22 protein-coding genes are annotated in these 21,320 nt (G+C 68.6%); 20 read left to right on the forward strand and 2 right to left on the reverse strand.

Annotation, left to right across the window (positions count from 1 at the left end):
• The 8 genes from FRW57_RS22945 to FRW57_RS03180 form a co-directional block, all read left to right on the forward strand.
• The coding region (locus FRW57_RS22945; RefSeq protein WP_162529243.1) for a hypothetical protein at positions 1 to 1,304 on the forward strand (1,304 nt) is incomplete at its 5' end.
• A gap of 262 nt (positions 1,305 to 1,566) precedes the next feature.
• A complete protein-coding gene (gene rpsF / locus FRW57_RS03150) occupies positions 1,567 to 1,854 on the forward strand; it encodes a 30S ribosomal protein S6 (RefSeq protein ID WP_137119597.1) in 288 nt (95 codons plus the stop codon).
• Between the two features lie 18 nt (positions 1,855 to 1,872).
• On the forward strand, positions 1,873 to 2,439 hold the full coding sequence (locus FRW57_RS03155; RefSeq protein ID WP_152185273.1) for a single-stranded DNA-binding protein: 567 nt from the start codon (positions 1,873 to 1,875) through the stop codon (positions 2,437 to 2,439).
• 82 nt (positions 2,440 to 2,521) lie between these two features.
• Positions 2,522 to 2,758 (forward strand): 30S ribosomal protein S18, encoded by a 237-nt coding sequence (gene rpsR / locus FRW57_RS03160; RefSeq protein ID WP_013494395.1) that lies wholly within the window; start codon positions 2,522 to 2,524, stop codon positions 2,756 to 2,758.
• 77 nt (positions 2,759 to 2,835) lie between these two features.
• Positions 2,836 to 3,285, forward strand: a complete 450-nt coding sequence (gene rplI, locus FRW57_RS03165) for a 50S ribosomal protein L9 (protein WP_202911325.1) — start codon at positions 2,836 to 2,838, stop codon at positions 3,283 to 3,285.
• A gap of 251 nt (positions 3,286 to 3,536) precedes the next feature.
• The gene (locus tag FRW57_RS03170) at positions 3,537 to 4,475 is read left to right on the forward strand and encodes a carbohydrate ABC transporter permease (protein ID WP_238999270.1); all 939 of its coding nucleotides are present in this window, start codon (positions 3,537 to 3,539) and stop codon (positions 4,473 to 4,475) included.
• Positions 4,472 to 5,359, forward strand: coding sequence for a carbohydrate ABC transporter permease (locus FRW57_RS03175; RefSeq protein WP_152185274.1), 888 nt, complete (start codon positions 4,472 to 4,474; stop codon positions 5,357 to 5,359). The genes FRW57_RS03170 and FRW57_RS03175 overlap by 4 nt, the downstream gene beginning before the upstream one ends.
• Before the next feature lie 43 nt (positions 5,360 to 5,402).
• Positions 5,403 to 6,803, forward strand: a complete 1,401-nt coding sequence (locus FRW57_RS03180; protein ID WP_238999272.1) for an ABC transporter substrate-binding protein — start codon at positions 5,403 to 5,405, stop codon at positions 6,801 to 6,803.
• Positions 6,804 to 6,961: 158 nt separating this feature from the next.
• On the opposite strand, the gene FRW57_RS03185 is transcribed toward FRW57_RS03180, so the two are convergent.
• Positions 6,962 to 7,702 carry a GntR family transcriptional regulator gene (locus FRW57_RS03185; RefSeq protein ID WP_152185275.1) on the reverse strand — a complete coding sequence of 247 codons (741 nt, stop codon included), beginning with the start codon at positions 7,700 to 7,702 and terminating at the stop codon, positions 6,962 to 6,964.
• 129 nt (positions 7,703 to 7,831) lie between these two features.
• On the opposite strand from FRW57_RS03185, the gene FRW57_RS03190 reads away from it, so the two are divergent.
• From FRW57_RS03190 to FRW57_RS03245, 12 genes are all read left to right on the forward strand, one after another.
• Positions 7,832 to 8,839, forward strand: coding sequence for a Gfo/Idh/MocA family protein (locus tag FRW57_RS03190; RefSeq protein ID WP_152185276.1), 1,008 nt, complete (start codon positions 7,832 to 7,834; stop codon positions 8,837 to 8,839).
• Complete coding sequence (locus tag FRW57_RS03195; RefSeq protein WP_152185277.1) at positions 8,836 to 9,756, forward strand: TIM barrel protein; 921 nt, start codon at positions 8,836 to 8,838, stop codon at positions 9,754 to 9,756. Before FRW57_RS03190 ends, FRW57_RS03195 begins: the two co-directional genes overlap by 4 nt.
• A complete protein-coding gene (iolC, locus tag FRW57_RS03200) occupies positions 9,756 to 10,727 on the forward strand; it encodes a 5-dehydro-2-deoxygluconokinase (protein WP_152185278.1) in 972 nt (323 codons plus the stop codon). Before FRW57_RS03195 ends, iolC begins: the two co-directional genes overlap by 1 nt.
• A complete protein-coding gene (locus FRW57_RS03205) occupies positions 10,727 to 11,608 on the forward strand; it encodes a Cgl0159 family (beta/alpha)8-fold protein (protein WP_152185289.1) in 882 nt (293 codons plus the stop codon). Before iolC ends, FRW57_RS03205 begins: the two co-directional genes overlap by 1 nt.
• On the forward strand, positions 11,605 to 12,597 hold the full coding sequence (locus tag FRW57_RS03210) for a 5-deoxy-glucuronate isomerase (RefSeq protein ID WP_152185279.1): 993 nt from the start codon (positions 11,605 to 11,607) through the stop codon (positions 12,595 to 12,597). Before FRW57_RS03205 ends, FRW57_RS03210 begins: the two co-directional genes overlap by 4 nt.
• Complete coding sequence (gene iolD, locus FRW57_RS03215; protein ID WP_137119606.1) at positions 12,594 to 14,549, forward strand: 3D-(3,5/4)-trihydroxycyclohexane-1,2-dione acylhydrolase (decyclizing); 1,956 nt, start codon at positions 12,594 to 12,596, stop codon at positions 14,547 to 14,549. The genes FRW57_RS03210 and iolD overlap by 4 nt, the downstream gene beginning before the upstream one ends.
• A 1-nt stretch (position 14,550) precedes the next feature.
• Entirely contained in the window at positions 14,551 to 15,447 is an 897-nt protein-coding gene (locus tag FRW57_RS03220; RefSeq protein WP_137119607.1) for a TIM barrel protein, read from the forward strand.
• A gap of 70 nt (positions 15,448 to 15,517) precedes the next feature.
• Complete coding sequence (locus tag FRW57_RS03225; RefSeq protein ID WP_137119608.1) at positions 15,518 to 16,519, forward strand: sugar ABC transporter substrate-binding protein; 1,002 nt, start codon at positions 15,518 to 15,520, stop codon at positions 16,517 to 16,519.
• 6 nt (positions 16,520 to 16,525) lie between these two features.
• Positions 16,526 to 17,563, forward strand: a complete 1,038-nt coding sequence (locus FRW57_RS03230; RefSeq protein WP_137119609.1) for an ABC transporter permease — start codon at positions 16,526 to 16,528, stop codon at positions 17,561 to 17,563.
• Positions 17,560 to 18,483, forward strand: coding sequence for an ATP-binding cassette domain-containing protein (locus FRW57_RS03235; protein WP_137119610.1), 924 nt, complete (start codon positions 17,560 to 17,562; stop codon positions 18,481 to 18,483). The genes FRW57_RS03230 and FRW57_RS03235 overlap by 4 nt, the downstream gene beginning before the upstream one ends.
• Positions 18,484 to 19,512: a Gfo/Idh/MocA family protein gene (locus tag FRW57_RS03240; protein WP_152185280.1), complete on the forward strand. Its 1,029-nt coding sequence runs from the start codon at positions 18,484 to 18,486 to the stop codon at positions 19,510 to 19,512.
• Positions 19,509 to 20,393 carry a sugar phosphate isomerase/epimerase family protein gene (locus tag FRW57_RS03245; RefSeq protein WP_152185281.1) on the forward strand — a complete coding sequence of 295 codons (885 nt, stop codon included), beginning with the start codon at positions 19,509 to 19,511 and terminating at the stop codon, positions 20,391 to 20,393. Before FRW57_RS03240 ends, FRW57_RS03245 begins: the two co-directional genes overlap by 4 nt.
• 65 nt (positions 20,394 to 20,458) lie before the next feature.
• On the opposite strand, the gene FRW57_RS03250 is transcribed toward FRW57_RS03245, so the two are convergent.
• A complete protein-coding gene (locus FRW57_RS03250; RefSeq protein WP_152185282.1) occupies positions 20,459 to 21,235 on the reverse strand; it encodes an SDR family oxidoreductase in 777 nt (258 codons plus the stop codon).
• Between the last annotated feature and the right edge of the window lie 85 nt (positions 21,236 to 21,320).

Here is a 21,320-nt window from a genome sequence, read left to right on the forward strand (position 1 = left end):
TGGTGGCCGCGGCCACCGAGCTCGTCGGCGGCCCGCTGGGAAGCTTCGCGCGCGTGTCGCGGACCTGGCAGCCGGCCGCGGCCGTGCTCGCCGCGCTGTCGAGTGTGTTCATCAGCCTGGGGGTCGCCGAGAAGGCGCACTGCCTCCTGTACGGCTGGAAGGACCCCGACCAGTACTGGCACATGTGCTATTCCGACCTGCCGCTCAGCCTCCCCGGGGTCGGCTCGCACGCGACCCCCTACCTGTCCACCGGTGCCTCGCCGGGTGAGCCGGTCGTCACCGGCTTCGCCACGTGGTTCATCGGCCTGCTCGTGCCGTCGGGGCGGACCGGCTCCGTCCACCAGCAGTGGTTTTTTGCGCTCGCTGCCGTCGCCATCGCCATCCTGCTCATCCTGCTGGTCGTGGTTACCGCAGCCACCGTGCCGGACGCCCCGTGGCGCGCCGCGCACGTCGCCCTGAGCCCCGTCCTGGTGACCGCCGGACTGGTGTCGCTCGACCTGCTGGGCGTGCTGCTGGCCTCGTGGGGTCTGCTGGCCTGGAGCAGGCGTTCGCCGGCACTGGCCGGGGTGGCCCTGGCGCTCGCCGCGCTGGCTCGCACCTACCCGCTGGTCATCATCCTGGCCATCGGCATCGTGGCCTGGCGGGACGGCCACGTGCAGCGCTTCGCCAGGCTGGCCCTGGCGGCGGTCGTCACATTCCTGGTCGTCCTCGTGCCGTTGGTCGTCGCCAGTCCGGGCTCGGGGCGCACCGACCCGGTCTTCTCGGCCTACGTCAGCTGGTGGGACGGCGCGGTCAGCTACGGCTCCCCGTGGCTGATCCCCACGCTCTTCGGTCGGGAGCTGCCGGTGACCGTCGTGACCATGCTCGCGGTGCTGGGCTGGATCGCCGCCGTGGCGGTGGGTGCGACCTTCGCGATGGGCCCCGGTCGCCGTCCCACCGTCGCGCAGGTGTCCTTCCTGATGGTCGCCATCGTCCTCGTGACCGGCAAGTCGGTCACCCTCCAGTCGGTGCTGTGGCTGCTGCCCCTCATCGCGCTGTGCGGGTTGCGCTGGCGGGACCACCTGATCTGGGCCTCGGTGGAGGTGACGGCGTTCCTCGCGACCTGGCTGTATGCCGCGCAGGCCTTCGACGCCAACCGCGCCCTTCCCGGCCGGGACTACGCGATCTTCCTGGTCGCCCGGATCGTGGCCGTCGCCTGGCTCGGCTACCAGGTCTGGCGCGGCCCCACGGCACACCCACCCCGTCGCTTCCAGCGTGGGACCTCCGCTCCGGCCGAGCTGACGCCAGGCTCTCGTGGCGAATGATCGTTGGAAAGGCGACAGCCCGCGGTGGGCAAACCCAACGATCATTCCCAACGCGCGGGCGCGGAGAAGGCGTCGGATTTCGTGTGGCGGGTGGCCGGCGGGTATCCTCATCCGGTTCGCCCCGGCACCCCTGACCGCCTGCCTGTGGACGGCCCGGACGGGCTGTCATCGACAGATGGCACAGTATGCCGTGGTGGGACGCTGCAACCCTCCTGTCACGGAGAGACCGTGACCGCCAAGACCAAAGGAGGTGGGTTAACGCATGCGTCAGTACGAGCTCATGATCATCCTCGACCCCGATCTCGAGGAGCGCACGATCCAGCCGTCGCTCGACAAGTTCCTCTCCGTCGTCACCAAGGACGGCGGGACCGTGGACAACGTGGACCTCTGGGGTCGTCGCCGGTTGGCGTACGACATCAAGAAGAAGTCCGAGGGCATCTACGCCGTCATCAACATGTCGGCCGAGTCGGCCACCGCCAAAGAACTGGACCGCCAGCTCGGGCTCAACGAGTCCGTCCTGCGGACCAAGCTCCTGCGCCTCGGCGCCTGACTCAAGTAGGGACTCGATATGGCTGGCGACACCGTCATCACGATCATCGGCAACCTCACGGCCGACCCCGAGCTGCGGTTCACCCCGTCCGGCGCGGCCGTGGCCAACTTCACCGTTGCCTCGACGCCGCGCATGTTCGACCGGCAGAGCAACGAGTGGAAGGACGGCGAGACGCTGTTCATGCGCTGCTCCATCTGGCGTGACGCGGCCGAGAACGTCGCCGAGTCGCTCCAGCGCGGCACCCGCGTCATCGTCTCGGGCCGGCTGAAGCAGCGGTCCTACGAGAAGGACGGCCAGCAGCGCACCGTGGTCGAGATGGAGGCCGACGAGGTCGGTCCCTCCCTCAAGTACGCCACGGCCAAGGTCAACAAGACCCAGCGCGGTGGTGGTGGCGGCTTCGGCGGGCAACAGTCCGGCGGCTTCGGCGGCCAGCAGGGCCAGCAGTCCGGTGGCCAGCAGTCCAGCGACCCGTGGGCCACCGGCCCCTCCGGCGGCGGCCAGAGTGCGCCGGCCCAGGGTGGTCAGCAGGGCGGCCAGCAGGGCGGCTGGGGCTCGGGTCCCTCGTATGACGAGCCGCCCTTCTAGGGGCTTCGTCAACTCCACACCAACTCAACTCGCTATCCCGAGCACCACGCTCGGGCTCTTTCCCACAAAGGAGAGCACCACGATGGCCAAGCCCGTTGTGCGCAAGCCCAAGAAGAAGGCCAACCCGCTGAAGGCGGCGAAGGTCGAGAACATCGACTACAAGGACACCGCGCTGCTGCGCAAGTTCATCTCCGACCGCGGCAAGATCCGCGCTCGCCGGGTGACCGGCGTGTCCGTCCAGGAGCAGCGGCTGATCGCCACCGCGGTCAAGAACGCCCGCGAGATGGCGCTGCTGCCCTACTCGTCCTCGGCTCGGTAATCACCCCACCAAGTTCTCCGCTCGTTCCTCGCTCCGATACTTGGCGGGGACCCCGTCGCGGACTCATTAAAGGATGCATGATGAAACTGATCCTCACTCACGAGGTGTCGGGTCTCGGCACCGCCGGTGACGTCGTCGAGGTCAAGGACGGCTATGCCCGCAACTACCTCGTCCCCCGCAGCCTCGCCACGCCGTGGACCAAGGGTGGCGAGAAGCAGGTCGCCGCGATCCAGAAGGCCCGCGAGACCCGCGCCGTCGCCACCCTCGAGGAGGCCCAGCAGATCAAGGGCGACCTCGAAGCCCGCACGGTGACGGTCGAGGCGAAGGCCGGCGCGAGCGGTCGACTCTTCGGCGCCGTGACGACGGCCGAGATCGCGGCCGCGGTCAAGGCCGCCGGCGGACCACAGCTCGACCGCCGCAAGATCGAGGTTCCCAACCCGATCAAGACCACGGGAGCCCACCAGGTCCTGGTCCGCGTGCACCCCGAGGTGCAGGCCAAGGTCGGCCTCGAGGTCGTCGCCGGCTGAGGAAACGCACCACCGGCCGTCGCATGACGGCGGCCACGCGCCGACCCATCACGCAAGGGCGCGACACCCGGTATGCCGGGTGTCGCGCCCTCGGTGTCTGCTGGCCACACCCCCCACGTAACGATGGTGAAAATTCTCCGGCTGCGGGGTGTCGCAGGTTCACAGCGGAACCCTGATGCAGCATCATGCGTAAACATGTGGGTCATGTGTGGTGCGGCAGGCTGCCGCCGTGACGAGGGACCACGTCCCGCGTGACCCAGACGACCGTGCTGACCGAGGAAGCCAGGCCAGCAGCACCCCGCAGGTCGCGCCGCCCTCGCGGCGCCGCGGCGATGGCCATGCTCTACCTGCTGCCGGCTCTCGCGGTCTTCGGCGTCTTCATGTTCTGGCCGCTGGTCAAGTCGATCATCATCTCGATGCAGGGCACCGACATCATCGGGCGCCCCGGCGGCTTCGTCGGCCTCGAGCACTACCGGCACATGTTCTCCGACCCGGCGTTCGCCAAGGTCATCGGCGTCACCGCCGGATTCACGCTGCTGACCGTCCTGCCCAGCATCCTGATCGCCCTCGCCATCGCGCTGCTGCTGCAGGAGAGGATCCGCGGACTGCGGTTCTTCCGCTCAGCCTTCGCGCTCCCGTTCGCCTTCTCGGTGGCGACCGCGTCGGTCATCTTCGGCGTGCTCTACAACCCCGCCTCCGGCGTGATCAACGGCCTGTTGTCGTATGTCGGGATCGGCCCCTTCGGATGGTTGACCGACCCCGACATGGCGCTCATCTCGGTCTCCCTCGCAACGGTGTGGATGCAGCTCGGCTACAACCTGCTGATCCTCAGCGCCGGACTCGGGGCGATGCCCGAGGACGTCCTCGAAGCGGCCCGGCTGGACGGCGCCACCGGCCTGCGGCTGCAGCGGTCGGTCGTCATCCCCCTGATCACCCCGCAGCTGTTCTTCCTCATCGTCACGGGGACGATCCACTCGCTGCAGAGCTTCGGGCAGATCTACATCCTCACCAAGGGCGGGCCGGAGAACAACACCACGACCCTGGTCTACTCGATCTACGAGCAGGCCTTCGCCTACAACAACTCCAACTTCGGCTACGCGTCGGCGCAGGCGATGGTGCTGCTGCTGGTGGTGCTGGTGATCACCGCGGTCCAGTTCGGGGTGCTCGAGCGGAGGGTGTTCTACCGATGACCACCACCGCCGCCCAGACTCCACGGACCGACCGGCCGGCGCACCGGCGCCGTCACTCCCGCGGTGTCGGCAGGGGGGCGGGGCCCCTCACCTACGTCGGCATCACCGTGCTGTTCCTGATCGTGCTGTTCCCCGTCTACTACGGGATCATCGGCAGCTTCATGAACACCCAGGACACCAACTCCTACCCACCGGCGTTGTGGCCGAAGCACGGCATTCACCCGCAGAACTACAGCAACGCGCTCGACATCGTCCCGCTCGGCCGGCAGTACCTCAACAGCATCATGCAGACGGCTGCCATCACGATCGGTCAGGTCCTGACCAGTGTGCTCGCGGCATACGCGTTCGTCTTCCTTCCCCTGCGCGCACGCAACTTCTGGTTCGGGGTCTTTCTCGCGACGATGATGATCCCCTACGAGTCGATCATCATCCCCAACTACCTGTTCGTCACCGGCCTCGGCCTCTCCGACACCATCGCCGGGCTGGCGCTGCCGTTCCTCGCCTCCGGGTTCGGGACCTTCCTGCTGCGGCAGTCGTTCCTCGCCTTCCCGACCGAGTTGCGCGACGCCGCCCGGGTGGACGGGGCGGGACACCTGCGGTTCCTGTGGTCGATCCTCACGCCGCTGTCCAAGCCGACGCTGGCCGCGCTGTCGATCTACTGCGCCCTGTCCGCGTGGAACCAGTACTTCTGGCCGCTGCTGATCACGACCCGCTCGGAGCACCAGACCATCCAGATCGGCATCGGCCAGCTGCAGTCCTCCGACACCCAGGACCCGGGCATGGTCCTCGCCGGTGTCGTGCTGGCCCTCCTGCCGACCCTGCTGCTGGTCGTCTTCGGCCAGCGGTTCATCGTGCGGGGCCTGACCGCAGGCGCCGTCAAGTGAGCGACCACCGAAGGCCGACCGACCCAACCCCAAGGAGACAACAGTGATCCGGACACACAGCACGAGGCGCCGGCTCGGCGTGGCCCTCATCAGCGGCGCGGCCAGCGTGTCGTTGTTGCTCAGCGCCTGCGGCGGCGACGGAGGCGGCTCGGGCGACGAGGTGAGCGCCCCGCAGACCGGCGCGCTCGAAACCGGCAAGGTGCAGAAGGTCAGCTTCTGGCACTCGATGGACGGCACGAACGCCGAGGTCCTGAACAAGCTGGTCAAGGACTTCAACGAGCAGAACAAGGGCAAGATCCAGGTCGAGCCCACCTACGTCGGCAAGTACGACGACGGCATCGCCAAGTACAAGGCGTCGATCCAGTCCAAGTCGACGCCCGACCTGGTGCAGATCTACGACATCGGCACCCGGTTCATGATCGACGCCAAGCAGACCGTGCCGATGCAGCAGTTCATCGACCGCGACAAGCTCGACGTCAGCGACCTGCAGCCCAACATCACCGGCTACTACTCGATCGGCGGCAAGCTCTACTCGATGCCGTTCAACACCTCGATGCCGGTGCTCTACTACAACAAGACGCTCTTCAAGAAGGCCGGGCTCGACCCCAACAAGCCGCCGACCACCCTCGCGGAGATCCGCAAGGACGCCGAGAAGCTGTCGAAGAAGAACGGTGGCCCGGCGCCGTACGGTTTCGGTGCCGCCATCTACGGCTGGCTGCTCGAGCAGTTCATCGCCACCGACAACCAGCTCTACTGCGACAACGGCAACGGCCGCGACGGCAAGGCCACCAAGGTGATGTTCGACTCGCCAGACACGGTCAAGATCGTCAGCTGGTGGCAGAAGATGGTCAAGGACGGGCTGGCCGCCAACACCGGGCGCGACACGTCCCAGGCGCAGAAGGCCTTCAGCTCGGGCCAGACCGCGATCACCTTGGAGTCCACCGGTCAGGTCGGCTCCTTCACCGAGGCCGCCAAGGCCGGCAACTTCGAGCTGGGCGTCGGCTTCTATCCCAAGCTGAAGCCGGGTGACGGCGGCCCGATCATCGGCGGCGCCTCGCTGTGGATCGACGGTGTCGGCCACAGCGACGCCGAGAAGGAGGCCTCCTGGGAGTTCGTGAAGTTCCTCGCGGAGCCCAAGAACCAGGCGATCTGGCACACCGGCACCGGCTACTTCCCGGCGTCGAAGAAGGCGCTGCAGGAGCCGATGGACGTCAAGTGGCGCAAGCAGTACCCGCAGTTCGACGTGGCCGTCAAGCAGCTCGAGCAGACCAAGTTGTCCAAGGCCACCCAGGGCTGCCTGCTCGGCGTCATGCCTCAGTCGCGCAAGCTGTCCGAGGACGGCCTGGAGAAGGCGATCAACGGCGCCGACGCGAAGAAGTCGATGACCGACGCGGCCAACGCGCTGCTGCCGGCCATCAAGCAGTACAACGAGTCCGTCAAGTAGCAGCAGGACTCACCGGGGAGACGCCCAGGTCGTACCAGGGCGTCTCCCCGTGGCGTGCCATGGCCGGCTCTCCTCGATGGTGGAGGGGGTATGGCGGAGGCGCGGCAAGGCGCGCGGTCTCGCCTCTCCCTGGGGTCGCCGGACGAGTTCGAGACGCCTCAGCGCTCGTCGACCATGAGGTCGACGGTGTAGTCCTGGGCGCGGTAGCAGTGGTCGCCGAACTCGACCGCGTTGCCGCCCGCGTCGAACGCGCTGCGCGTCATGGTCAGCAGCGGATGACTGCCCCGGATCTTCAGGTGCCGGCGCTCGGTGGCCGTGGGCATCCGGGCGCCCACACTCTGGTGGGCGACGACGGGGCGACCGCCGCGATCACGCAGCAGGGCATACAGCCCGGACGTCTCGAGGTCCTCCCGGGTCAGGTCCGAGTAGGCCGGTGGCAGCCAGTTGTGCAGGATCGCCAGGGGTGAGTCACCCGCCGAGCGGACCCGCACGATGGACAGCAAGGGGGTGTCCGGAGGGAGGTCGAGCGCGATCGCGGCCCGCTCGTCCTCCCTGATCTCGTGCTCGAGGATCGTGGTGCGAGGGTCGCGCCCCTCTCGGGCCAGGTCGTCATACAGGCTGCTGAGCTTCAGCCGGCGGTGAACCATGCGCCCCGCCACATGCGTCCCGACCCCGCGGCGGCGGACCAGGAGGCCCTGGTCGACGAGCTCGCGGATCGCCCGACGCACCGTGGGCCGAGACAGCTGGAGCCGCGCGCTGAGGGCGACCTCGTTCTCGAACGGGTCCCCCGGCTGGAGCGTGCCGTCGGCGACTGCGGCGCTGAGCTGCTCGGCGAGCTGGTGGTAGAGCGGCACAGGCGAGGCCCGATCGATCTGCACCGCAAGCAGCTGGGCCGACATGGCCCAGAGAATACGCCAAACCGTCCTGTCATAGGGACATCAGAATGTTAGAACAAAGTATTGACAGGTGGGTGGGCGTCAGCCAGAGTGATGGGGACCACGCGACGCAGCAGAGCAGGAGAACGCACCATGCGAGTCGGGTTGGCTGGAGCCGGGCGGATCGGCGCCTTCCACGCGGAGACGCTGCACGCTCTCGACGCGGTGGACGAGGTGGTGGTGACCGACGTCGACGGCGCCGCAGCCCGGCTGGTGGCCGAGTCCCAGGGGCTGGGTCTGGCCCCGGATGTCGAGACCATGCTCGCCTCCGGGATCGACGCCTTCGTGATCACCACGGGCACCCTGGGGCACGCTCCGTTGCTTCGGCAGGGCGTCGCGGCAGGCGTGCCGACGTTCTGCGAGAAGCCGGTGGCCGCCACCCTCGCGGAGACGATCGAGTTGGCTGACCTCGTGGCGACCAGCGACGTGCCGGTGCACGTGGGGTTCCAGCGGCGGTTCGACGTCGGCTACCTGCGGGCTCGGGAGGCCGTCCGGTCGGGCGAGCTCGGCTTCATCCACACGGTCCGGGCCAACACGCACGACCAGTCACCACCGCACGCCGGCTACATCCCCACCAGCGGTGGGATCTTCCGCGACTGCAACATCCACGACTTCGACATCCTGCGCTTCGTCCTGGGCGTCGAGGTCGAGTCTGTGTATGCCACCGGTGGCAACAAGGGCGAGGCCTACTTCGCCGAGGCCGGCGACGTGGACACCGGAGCCGCCGTGCTGACCCTCGAGGACGACACGATGGTGCTGGTGTCCTCGACCCGCTACAACGGCGCAGGGCACGACGTGCGCCTGGAGGTCCTGGGCGAGAAGGGTGCCATCGGGGTCGGCCTCGACGACTCGCTCGCTCTGCGCTCCGCAGAGCCAGGTGTCGACTTCCCGCACGGGCCCCAGAAGTGGTCGTTCATGGAGCGATTCCTCCCGGCCTACCGCGCCGAGCTCACCGAGTTCATCCGGGTGGCCGCAGGGGCCGTGCCCAGCCCGTGCACGGTCGCCGACGCATTGCAGGCCTTCCGCACCGCGGAGGCCTGCGAGCTGTCCCGGGCCGAACGCCGGCCCGTTGCCCTCACCGAGATCAAGGGCGCACCGTGAACACACCTCTCTCCGAGCGCATCGCCGCCGCCCCGATCTCCTGGGGCGTCTGTGAGGTGCCCGGCTGGGGTTACCAGCTCGGGCTCGACACGGTCCTTACTCAGATGGGTGAGATCGGCATCACCGCAACGGAGTTCGGCCCCGACGGGTTCCTGCCCGACGCACCCGCCGACAAGGCGGCGACGCTGGAACGCTACGGTCTCGCGGCGGTGGGGCAGTTCGTGCCGGTGGTGCTGCACGAGGCGGACCACGACCCGTTGCCCCAGGTGCAGGCCGCGGTCGACGGGCTGGTCGCCGCGCACGCGGGGACACTGGTCCTCGCGGCTGCCACCGGGGCTGTCGGCTATGACGCGAGGCCGGTCCTCGACGACGCAGGATGGTCCCGGTTGCTCGGCAACCTCGACCGGATCGCCGAGTTGGCCTCGCGCCACGGCCTGACCGCCGCGCTCCACCCTCATGTCGGCACCATGGTCGAGAGCGGCGTCGAGACACAGCGGGTGCTGGACGGCTCGTCGATCGGCATCTGCCTCGACACCGGCCACCTGCTGATCGGCGGTGGCGACCCGGTCGCTCTGGCAGCCTCCCATCCCGACCGCATTCCCCACGTCCACCTCAAGGACGTCCTGCTGTCCTGGGCGCGGCGCGTCCAGGACGGTTCGGTCAGCTACACCGACGCGGTGGCCGGTGGCATGTACGTCCCGCTCGGCAAGGGGGACATCGACGTCGGCGCCATCGTCACCTCCCTGGAGAAGAGCGGGTATGCCGGGTGGTACGTCCTCGAGCAGGACACCGTGCTGCTCGAAGACCCCGCTGGGTCATCCGGGTCGTCCGGGTTGCCTAGGTCGCCTGATCCGATGGCGGACAGCCGGGCCTCCATCGCGCACCTCAAGGCGCTGGCTGAGGCGGCGACCGGCTGATGGCTCACGACCTGATCACGATGGGCCGCACCGGCGTCGACATCTACCCCGTCGACCACGGGGTGGGCCTCGAGGACGTGCGAACCTTCCGCAAGTTCCTCGGGGGCAGCGCGACCAACGTGGCGGTCGGCGCCGCCCGCTACGGCCGGGACGTCGCGCTCATCACCCGCGTCGCACCCGATCCCTTCGGCCGATACGTGCGCCAGGAGGCCGCGCGCCTCGGCGTCGACCCGGCATACATCACCAGCATCGGCGCGGACGGACCCCCGACACCGGTGACGTTCTGCGAGATCTTCCCGCCCGACAACTTCCCCCTCTACTTCTACCGCTACCCGATCGCACCCGACCTGATGATCGAGCCGGAAACCCTTCCGCTGGAAGCGATTCGCGCCACTTCCATCTTCTGGGCCACCGTCACCGGCCTGTCCCAGGAACCGAGCCGATCCGCCCACTTCGCAGCCTGGGAGGCGCGCGCGCGACGGGAGCACACGGTGCTGGACCTCGACTACCGGCCGATGTTCTGGCCGCACCCGGACGAGGCCAGCGCCCAGGTGTCCAAGGCCCTCGAACACATCACCGTCGCGGTCGGCAACAGCGAGGAGTGCGAGGTCGCGGTCGGCGAGACGGAGCCCGAGCGTGCGGCCGACGCGTTGCTGGACCGAGGAGTTCACCTTGCCATCGTCAAGCAGGGCTCGAAGGGTGTCCTCGCGAAGACGCGCGACGAGCGGGTCGAGGTGCCACCGTTTCCCGTCGACGTGGTGAACGGCCTGGGAGCAGGTGACGCGTTCGGGGGAGCGCTCGTGCACGGGCTCCTGTCCGGCTGGGAACTGCGCCGGACCCTGGAGTTCGCCAACGTCGCCGGCGCGATCGTCGCCTCCCGGCTCGAGTGCTCCACGGCGATGCCCGACCTCGCCGAGGTCTCGCAGGTCCTCGCCGGACACGGACTGCAGCGGAGGGGAGAGGGCTCATGATGGATGCCGCGAAGATCACCGAGGTGCGCGCCCGTGAGCCCCACCGCATCGCCGAGGCCTGGGCAGGCCGCAGGCGGCGACCACTCGTCGGTGACGACGGCCAACTGCTGCTGGTGGCCGCCGACCACCCGGCCCGCGGCTCCCTCGGTGTGCGCGGCAACGCGTTGGCCATGGGCAGCCGCACCGACCTGCTCGACCGGTTGGCCACCGCGCTGGGTCGTCCGGGCGTGGACGGCGTCCTCGGCACGCCGGACGTCCTGGACGACCTGCTCCTGATGGGTGCGCTGGAGGGCAAGGTCGTGATCGGGTCGATGAATCGCGGTGGGCTGCAGGGTGCCTCGTTCGAGCTGGACGACCGCTTCACGGCATACACCGCCGAGGCGATCGAGGCGGCCGGTCTGGACGGAGGCAAGACGCTCACCCGCATCTGCCTCAACGATCCCGGCACCGTCTCGACGCTCGAGGCCACGGCGCACGCCGTCAACGCCCTTGCGGCGCGTGGGTTGATGGCGATGATCGAGCCGTTCCTCTCGGTGCGCACCGACCAGCGCGTGACCAACCTGCTCGACCCCGACAGCACCATCAAGTCGGTCCACATCGCGAGCGGCCTCGGGGCCACCAGTGCCCACACCTGGTTGAAGCTGCCGGTCGTCGACGAGCTCGAGCGGGTCCTCGACGCCACGACGCTGCCCACGCTGTTGCTGGGTGGCGACCCCGCCGGCGACCCCGCGGACACCTACGCCGCCTGGGCGAGGGCGCTGTCGCTCCCGGCAGCGCGCGGGCTGGTCGTGGGACGGGCGCTGCTCTACCCGCCCGGCGGTGACGTCGGGGCGGCGGTCGACATCGCGACCAAGCTGGTGCACACGGGAGCACGGCCGTGAGTGCCGCCGCCCGCGACAACGCCTCATGGGTGCTGCCGGCGGGGACCAGCGGGTCCGTCGGCTGGGAGGTCGAGGTCACCGATGCCCGCGAGGGCTGGCAACACACCGGTCTGCAGGTCGCCACGCTGAGCGGAGACGACTCGCGGGCGCTCGACACGGGAGAGCGGGAAGTGATCGTGGTGCCGCTGTCCGGGTCGGTGGCAGCGCGGGTCGACGATGCTGCCGGGGGGCACGAGATCGTGCTCGCAGGCCGTGAGAGCGTCTTCGCCGGAGCCACCGACGTGGCCTACGTCGGTCGTGACTCGCGGCTCGAGCTGGCCGCAGCCGGCGGTGGTCGGGCTCGCGTCGCTCTGGCGCTCGCCCGGGTCACGCCCGGCTCTGCGCCGAAGCCCCCGCGGCACCTGCCTGTTGCCGATGTCCCGATAGAGCTGCGAGGTGCAGGAGTCGCCTCGCGGGAGGTGCGCAACTTCGGTGTGCCTGCCGTGCTCGACGCGGACTCGATCATCGCCTGCGAGGTGATCACGCCGGCAGGCAACTGGTCGTCCTACCCGCCGCACAAGCACGACGAGGAGCGGCCCGGCGAGGAGACCGCACTCGAGGAGATCTACTACTTCGAGCTGCAGACCCAGCGCGGTGGCCCGAGTGACCATGCGGGCCGGCCCGGTGGAAATGGTGGTGACCACAGCGCCGGGACCACGGGGGGCGGAGCACCGCGTGCGGTTGCCTACCACCGGGTCTACGGGACCGCCGACCGGCCGATCGACGTGCTGGCTGAGGTGCGCAGCGGCGACGTCGTGCTCGTCCCGCACGGCTGGCACGGGCCCTCGATGGCACCGCCGGGCTACGACCTCTACTACCTCAACGTGATGGCCGGCCCCGGCGCCGAGCGCGCGTGGCTGATCTGCGACGACCCCGCGCACGGCTGGGTCCGTGACACCTGGACGTCCCAACAGGTCGACCCGAGACTGCCGTTCGGGGGGACTCGATGACCGGCCCCGGCACCGTGCGGCTCACCGTCGCCCAGGCCACGGTGCGCTTCCTCGCGGCCCAGTGGTCCGAACGCGACGGGGAACGCCAGCGTCTCTTCGCCGGTGCCTTCGGCATCTTCGGCCACGGCAACGTCGCGGGGATCGGGCAGGCGCTCCTGCAGCAGGAGCTCGCGGCCGGCGGGCACCCCGAGCTGCCCTACGTCCTCGCCCGCAACGAGCAGGCGATGGTGCACAGCGCGGTCGCCTACGCGCGACAGAAGGACCGGTTGCAGACCTGGGCCTGCACGGCCTCCATCGGCCCGGGCTCCACCAACATGCTGACCGGTGCGGCGCTTGCCACGGTCAACCGGATCCCCGTGCTGCTGCTCCCGTCCGACACCTTCGCCACGCGCGTCTCGGCGCCGGTGCTGCAGGAGCTGGAGACGACGTATGGCGGGGACGTCACCGTCAACGACGCGTTCCGTCCGCTCTCGCGCCACTTCGACCGGGTCGTCCGGCCGGAGCAGCTCCCGTCGGCGCTCTTGTCGGCCATGCGGGTGCTCACGGATCCTGTCGAGTCCGGCGCGGTCACCCTCGCTCTGCCCCAGGATGTGCAGGCCGAGGCGCATGACTGGCCCGTCGAGCTGTTCACCGAGCGCACCTGGCACGTCGCACGGCCGCCTGCGGAACGGGCCCGCATCGACGAGGCGGCGGAGATCGTCCGCACCGCCCGGCGCCCGATGATCGTGGCCGGTGGCGGAGTCCACTACTCACGGGCCGAGGCGGCCCTGGCGCAGTTGGTGGACGCGACCGGGATCCCGGTCGGTGAAAGCCAGGCAGGCAAGGGATCGCTCCCCCACGGCCACCCTCAGCAGCTGGGAGCGGTCGGTTCGACCGGCACCACCGCTGCCAACGCGATCGCCGCCCGCGCCGACGTGGTAATCGGGGTGGGGACCCGCTACGCCGATTTCACGACCGCGTCGCGAACGGTCTTCCAGGACGAGGGAGTCCGCTTCGTCAACCTCAACATCGCGGACTTCGACGCGGCCAAGCACGCTGGCCTCACCGTCGTCGGCGACGCGCGCGAAGCCCTCACGGAACTCACCGCAGCCCTGGACGGATACGTCGTCGACCCGGCATACCGGCAGGAGCAGGCGTCGCTCTGGCAGGAGTGGGACGAGCAGGTGGAGCGGGCCTACCACCCGTCCGATGAGGTCACCGACGCGCTCGCGCCCGGCCTGCTGACCCAGGGCGAGGTCATCGGTGTCATCAACGAGCACAGCGATCCTCGCGACGTCGTCTTGTGTGCGGCCGGTTCGATGCCCGGCGACCTGCACAAGCTGTGGCGGGTGCGGGACCGCAAGGGTTACCACGTCGAATACGGATACTCCTGCATGGGATACGAGGTCCCGGCCGCGCTGGGGATCCGACTGTCCGACGAGTCGCGCGACGTCTTCGCCATGGTCGGCGACGGTGGCTACCTGATGATGCCCACCGAGCTCGTGACCGCCGTGCAGGAGCGGGTCAAGGTCATCGTGGTCCTGGTCCAGAACCACGGCTTCCACTCGATCGGTTCCCTGTCGGAGTCGTTGGGGTCGCAGCGGTTCGGGACGCAGTACCGCTTCCGCACCGATGACGGGCGGCTCGACGGGGACCACCTGCCGGTCGACCTGGCCGCCAACGCCCGCAGCCTCGGCGCCCACGTCATCGAGGTGCACTCCCGCAAGGAGCTGGAGGATGCCGTCGCCGAGGCCAAGGCGGCGCCGCCGGACGGCGGGCCGGTCGTCATCCACGTCGAGACCGATCCGCTGGTCTACGCTCCTGATTCGAAGGCCTGGTGGGACGTGCCCGTCAGCCAAGTGTCCGAGCTCGACTCCACCCGGGACGCCTATGTCGAATATGCCGAGCACAAGGCCAGTCAGCGTGGCTACCTGCGGCCCACGGACAGCAAGGACCCCGGAGGGGGAGTCTGAGATGACGACACCGGCCTTCATCGGCACCGCCCCGGACAGCTGGGGCGTCTGGTATGCGGACGACCCGTTGCAGACGCCGTGGCAGCGTTTCCTCGACGAGGCCGTCGAGGCCGGCTACATGCGGATCGAGCTCGGGCCCTATGGCTACCTGCCCACCGAGCCCGAGCGACTGCGCGACGAGCTCGGACGACGCGGGTTGACCATGACCGCCGGCACGATCTTCGAGCACCTGCACCGGACCGAGTCTTGGCACTCGACCTGGGCAGCCGTCGCGGCCGCCGCTCGGCTCACCGCGGCGATGGGCGCCGAGCACCTCGTGGTCATCCCCGACTTCTGGCGCGACCCGGCCACCGGTGACGTGATCGAGGAGGCGACGCTCAGCGATCGCGAGTGGGCGTCATACGCGCAGCAGATGAATCGGCTGGCAGGCGCCATCCGGGACGAGTTCGGGCTGCAGATCCAGTTCCACCCGCACGCCGACAGCCACGTCGACACCCAACCTCACATCGAGCGGTTCCTCGCCGAGACCGACCCCGACCTGGTGAGCCTCTGCCTCGACACCGGCCACGTGTCCTACTGCGGCGGGGACAACCTGGAGCTCATCCGTAGCCACCCCGACCGGATCGGCTACGTGCACCTCAAGCAGATCGACCCGGCCGTGGTGGAGCGCGTGCACGCCGACGGCATCGGCTTCGGTGAGGCAGTGCGCCTCGGTGCGATGTGCGAGCCCCCGCGCGGCATACCCGACCTGGGGGCCGTCCTCGAGGCGGTGGCCGATCTCGACCGTGAGGTCGTCGCCATCGTCGAGCAGGACATGTATCCCTGCGAGCCTGACCAGCCCCTCCCGATCGCGACCCGAACACTCAAGACGCTCCAGGCTTGTGGGCCACTCCGATGACGCAACTCAACCCATCCCCTCCAGTGACATCGCCGCTCACGGCGGTGCCTGTATCGAAAGGCAGGACACCATGATCCGCTCCAACCGCGCGGCTGCGGCCGCACTGGGCGTCACGGTTGCGCTCAGCCTGGCTGCGTGCAGCTCTTCCGGAGGCAAGCCACAGGCCACCGGAGACACCGGAGCTGCCGCTGGCAAGGCGAACACCCCACGGATGACCATCGCGATGATCACCCACCAGCAGCCCGGCGACACCTTCTGGGACATCATCCGCAAGGGTGGAGAAGCCGCCGCCCAGAAGGACAACGTCGACCTGCAGTACTCCAACAGCAACGACGCGTCCAAGCAGGCTCAGCTGATCCAGGCGGCAATCGACAAGAAGGTCGACGGGATCGCGGTCACCGACCCGAATACCGGCGCCATCGGGCCCACGATCAAGAAGGCCGTCAACGCCGGCATCCCCGTCACCATGTTCAACGCCGGTGGGGACGATGCGTTCAGCCTCGGTGCGCTGGGCTACTTCGGCCAGAACGAGAAGGTCTCCGGCCGTGCGGCCGGAGAACGGCTGAAGAAGGAGGGCGCCAAGAACGTGCTCTGTGTGATCCAGGATCAGGGGCAGCAGCAGCTCGAGGATCGCTGCGACGGCGTCATCGCGGGACTGGCCGGCTCTGGCAAGGTCAAGCGGGTCTACGTCAACGGGGCGGACAACAGCGCGGTGACGAGCACCCTGAACGCTCGGCTGACCCAAGACAAGTCCATCGACACGGTCATGACGCTCGGGGCCCCGATCGCGCTCGACGCGGTCAAGGCGCTGAGCCAAGGCAGCAGCAAGGCCAAGGTGGCCACGTTCGACACCAACAAGGAACTCGTCGGTGCGATCCAGAGCGGCGACGTTCAGTGGGCGGTCGACCAGCAGCCCTACCTGCAGGGGTACTTGGCCGTCGACGCCCTGTGGCTGTACAACACCAACGGCAACACCATCGGCGGTGGGCAGGCGGTGCTGACTGGTCCCTCGTTCATCGACAAGAGCAACATCGCCAAGGTCGCCAAGTACGCCGAGAAGGGTACCCGGTGAGTGGTCATGGCCGTCGTCGCACCGCCATCCACTGACGACCGGGTCACGCACCGGTCCGTCACGGCGACCCTGCTGTCGCGTCCGGAGATCGGCGCCTTGCTCGGGGTCATCATCATCGCCGTCATCTTCCTCGCGGCTGCACCGGCCTTCCGGAGCGTCGACAACATCGGGACGATCCTCTACGGCAGCTCGACCATCGGCCTGATGGCTGTGCCGGTTGCACTGCTCATGATCGGTGGCGAGTTCGACCTCTCCGCGGGCGTCGCCGTCACGACGTCTGGTCTCGCGGCGGCGCTGTTGAGCTGGAACTTCGGGCTCAACGTGTGGCTCGGGGTCTTCCTCGCACTGCTGATCTCGCTCGCCATCGGTGCCTTCAACGGCTGGCTGCTGCACGCGACCGGGTTGCCCAGCTTCCTGGTCACCCTGGGCACGTTCTTCGTGCTCCAAGGCGTCAACCTGGCCGTCACCAGGCTTGTCACCGGTGGCGTCTCGTCCAACACGATCAGCGACATGCAGGGATGGAACAGCGCCAAGGCGGTGTTCGCCTCCAGCCTGAAGATCGGCCCGGTGGACCTGAGCATCACCGTCTTGTACTGGGTGCTGTTCACCATCGTCGGTGGCTACCTGTTGCTGCGGACCCGCGCAGGCAACTGGATCTTCGCGGCTGGCGGCGATGCCGCTGCCGCGCGCGCCGTCGGCGTCCCGGTCACCCGCACGAAGGTCCTCCTGTTCATGGGCGTCGGATTCGGGGCCTGGCTGACTGGGATGCACATGCTGTTCAACTACAACAACGTGCAGTCGGGAGCGGGCATCGGCAACGAGTTCATCTACATCATCGCCGCCGTCATCGGCGGCTGCCTGCTCTCCGGAGGCTACGGCTCCGTGGTCGGTGCCTCGCTCGGTGCGCTGATCTTCGGCATGACCCAACTCGGCATCTCGTATGCCGGGTGGAACCCCGACTGGTTCAAGACGTTCCTGGGCGCGATGTTGTTGTTCGCCTGCGTCGCCAACGTCTATGTCAAGAAGAAGGCTGATCAACGATGAGCACTCTCACGGAGAACCGGCAGGAGCCCTCCTCCTCTGACGACGGCACGCCGATCCTCGAAATGGAGGACGTCGGCAAGAGCTACGGCAACGTCCGGGCCCTGCGCGACATCAACATGCGCGTGCGTCAGGGGGAGGTGACGTGCGTCCTCGGCGACAACGGGGCGGGCAAGTCCACCCTGATCAAGATCGTCTCGGGTCTGCACGACTACACCGACGGCGTGATGAAGGTCAACGGGATCGCGCGCCGCTTCGGCTCGCCCCGGGTCGCGCAGAACACCGGCATCGCCACGGTCTACCAGGACCTCGCCCTGGCGCCGTTGATGTCGGTGTGGCGCAACTTCTTCCTCGGCAACGAGATCCGCAAGGGCATCAGCCTGGACATCGGGCAGATGAAGCGGATCTGCAACGAGGAGCTGACCAAGATGGGGATCGAGATCCCCGACCTGGACCGGCCGGTCGCCGGACTCTCCGGCGGGCAGCGCCAGTGCGTGGCGATCGCCCGTGCCATCTACTTCGGCGCCCGCGTCATCATCCTCGACGAGCCGACCGCTGCACTGGGAGTCAAGCAGTCGGGAGTGGTGCTGAAGTACATCGTCAAGGCCCGAGACGCCGGTCTGGGGGTCATCTTCATCACCCACAACCCACACCACGCCTATCTCGTGGGCAACCACTTCATCATCCTCAAGCTGGGCCGTGTCGCGCTCGACGCCCCTCGGGACGAGCTCAGTCTCGACCAGCTCACCGCTGAGATGGCCGGTGGCCAGGAGCTGGCGGAGCTCAGTCACGAGCTGCGCGGCGCTGATCCGGGCAGGATCGTCACGCCGAGCAAGGTGGGTCACGGCAAGGTGCGCGCACCCGATGCCGAGGAGCAGGCCTCCGACGAGCCAGCTGATGTCAATCCTGCGAAGGAGAGCTAGATGGCGGTGCAAGCCCTGCGCGTCGGGGTGGTCGGCGTCGGGATGATGGGCGCCGACCATGCCGAACGGATCGAGCGCCGGATCGCCGGTGCCAGCCTTGTGGCGGTGTCGGATCCGGACCAGGATCGGGCGGCCGACCTGGCCGGGCGGTTCGATGGTGTGCGGGCGATCGCCGACCCGCTGGCGCTGGTCGCCGACGACCAGGTCGACGCGGTGATCATCGCGTCCCCGGGGTTCGTCCACGAGGAGCAGGTGCTCGCCTGCCTCGACCACGGCAAGCCGGTCCTGTGCGAGAAGCCGTTGACCATGGACTCGGACTCGTCCCTGCGCCTGGTCGAGGCAGAGGCCAGGGGCGGGCGACCCCTGGTGCAGGTGGGGTTCATGCGCAGGTTCGACCCGGAATACGTGCAGCTGAAGCGGGCCGTCGACTCCGGCGCGATCGGACGGCTGCTGCTCGTGCACAACACTCACCGCAACAAGGACGTGCCCGAGGGCTTCCGCTCGGAGATGATCGTGCGGGACTCGATGGTGCACGAGGTGGATGTCGCCCGGTTCCTGTTCGATGAGGAGATCGCCGAGATCACTGTTCATTCACCGACACCCACGGGTGCGCAGCCCGAGGGCGTCGTGGACCCGCAGGTGGCGCTCTTCACCATGGCGGGCGGAGCGATCGTCACCTCCGAGCTGTTCGTCAAGAACCAGGTCGGCTACGAGGTGCGCTGCGAGGCGGTGGGCGAGCGCGGCTCGGTCATCGCCGGTGCCAGCTGGAGTGGCCTCTACAGCACAGGCATCGGTGAAGGTGGGGGCAGCTGGGGCGGCAGCATTCCGGCCGACTTCCGGATCCGCTTCGAGCGCGCCTACGACCTCGAGGTCCAGGCCTGGGTGGACGCCTCACGTCGGGGTGAGGTCGTGGGCCCGACGGCCTGGGACGGCTATGCGGCGACCGTGGTCTGCACCGCGGGCATGGAGTCGCTCGCCAAGGGCCAGCCCGTGGCCGTCGAGCTGCCGGAACGGCCGGTGGCCCCGTGAAGCTCGCCCTTGACCCCTACATGCTGCGCGACGTCCCCCTGCTGGAGCTGCCGGGCGTCGTCGCCGACCTCGGCTACGAGTGGATCGAGCTGTCCCCCCGCGAGGACTTCATCCCCTTCTACAACCACCCGCGGGTGGATGACGGCACGGTGGAGAAGTTCCGGACGGCGCTGCGGGCAGCGGGAGTCGGCATCTCGTCGGTGCTGCCGCTCTACCGGTGGAGCGGCCCCGACGAGGACGACCGCCAGGCCGCGGTGCGTTACTGGAAGCGCGCGATCCAGATCACCAGCGACCTCGGGGTCGACACGATGAACAGCGAGTTCAACGGCAGCAACCAGGACGTGGTGCGCTGTGAGGGACAGTTCTGGCGGTCGATGGAGGAGCTGCTGCCGGTCTTCGAGCAGGAGGGAATCCGGCTGGCGCTGGAGCCGCACCCCTATGACTGGGAGGAGGACGGCATACGGGCCGTGGACCTGGTCCGGGGCATCAACAGCCCCCTCGTGTCCTTCCTCTACTGCGCCCCGCACACCTTCCACCAGGGCGACGACTGCGCGGGCATCATGGAGCGTGCCGGAGACCTGTTGACCATGGTGCACGTCGCCGACAGCTTCTCGCACACCGCGAGCTCCGGGCAGCGCTACATCGTCAACCCTCCGGGGGCCAAGGTCACCGTGCACCAGCACCTCGACATCGGCCAGGGCGAGGTCGACTTCAACGAGTTCTTCTCCACCTTGGAGAAGGTCGGCTTCGACGGGGTGATGAGCTCGAGCGTGTTCGCCTGGGAGGACCGGGCCAGGGAGTCGAGTGTCTTCATGCGCGAGACCATGACCGACTACCTCTCGCGCTGGTCGACGCCACCCACCTTCGAGTCCCCTGGCTGACCACTCGGCACTGAGCCCTTGGAGGGTGGTGGGTCCCTGACGCGACAGCCCACCGACCAAGCGTGTCAGTCGTGGCAGCCGGCGACGTTCTGGTCCCAGTCGATCACCGATCCGGTCACGACCCCGCTTCGCGCGGAGAGCAGGAAGACCACGAAGTCGGCGATCTCGTCGACCTGACCGAGTTTGCCCATCGGGAGCGAGTTGTTCGCCCGTTCGACCCAGTCGTCCCCGGCGCCGTGGAACTGACGTTGGGTCGCGTCCTCACCCTCGGTCTGGGTCCACCCGATGTCCAGGCCGTTGATGCGGATCCGGTCCCACCGGTGCGCGTGGGCCACGTTGCGGGTCAGCCCCGCCAGCCCGGCCTTGGCAGCGACGTATGGCGCGAGGTACGGCTGGCCACCCAGCTCCGAGGACGAGATGACGTTGACGATGGTGCCCGGCGCGCCGCGGCGCACCATGTCGGCCACGGCGGCCTGCATGGTGAAGAACGGGCCGCGCAGGTTGACCGCCACGTGCTGGTCGAACAGCTCGGGCGTGGTGTCCAGCAACGTGCCTCGCGAGGTCAGGCCGGCGGAGTTGACCAGACAGTCGGTGCGTCCGAAGCGCTCGATCACCTGCTGCACCATGGCGCGCGCACTCGCAGGGTCACCCACGTCGCCCTGCACGTATGCCGCCTCGGCGCCGGCCGCTTGGAGCTCACCGACCAGCGCCTCGCCGGGCTCCACGCGTCGGCCGCTCACGACGACGACGGCACCCTCGCGCGCAGCCGCGCGAGCCACCCCGGCACCTACGCCGGTTGTGCCGCCCACGACGAGCACGACCTTCTCGTCCAGCAGTCCCATCTCGGTTCCTCTCTCCTGCTCGGTCTCGTGCCTCGTGCGACCAGCCCGTGGTGAATCTTCGTGACGTCTCGGTCGGTGTGGGCGA

The organism is Segeticoccus rhizosphaerae, from assembly GCF_009192725.1.
Classification (GTDB): Bacteria; Actinomycetota; Actinomycetes; order Actinomycetales; family Dermatophilaceae; genus Segeticoccus; species Segeticoccus rhizosphaerae.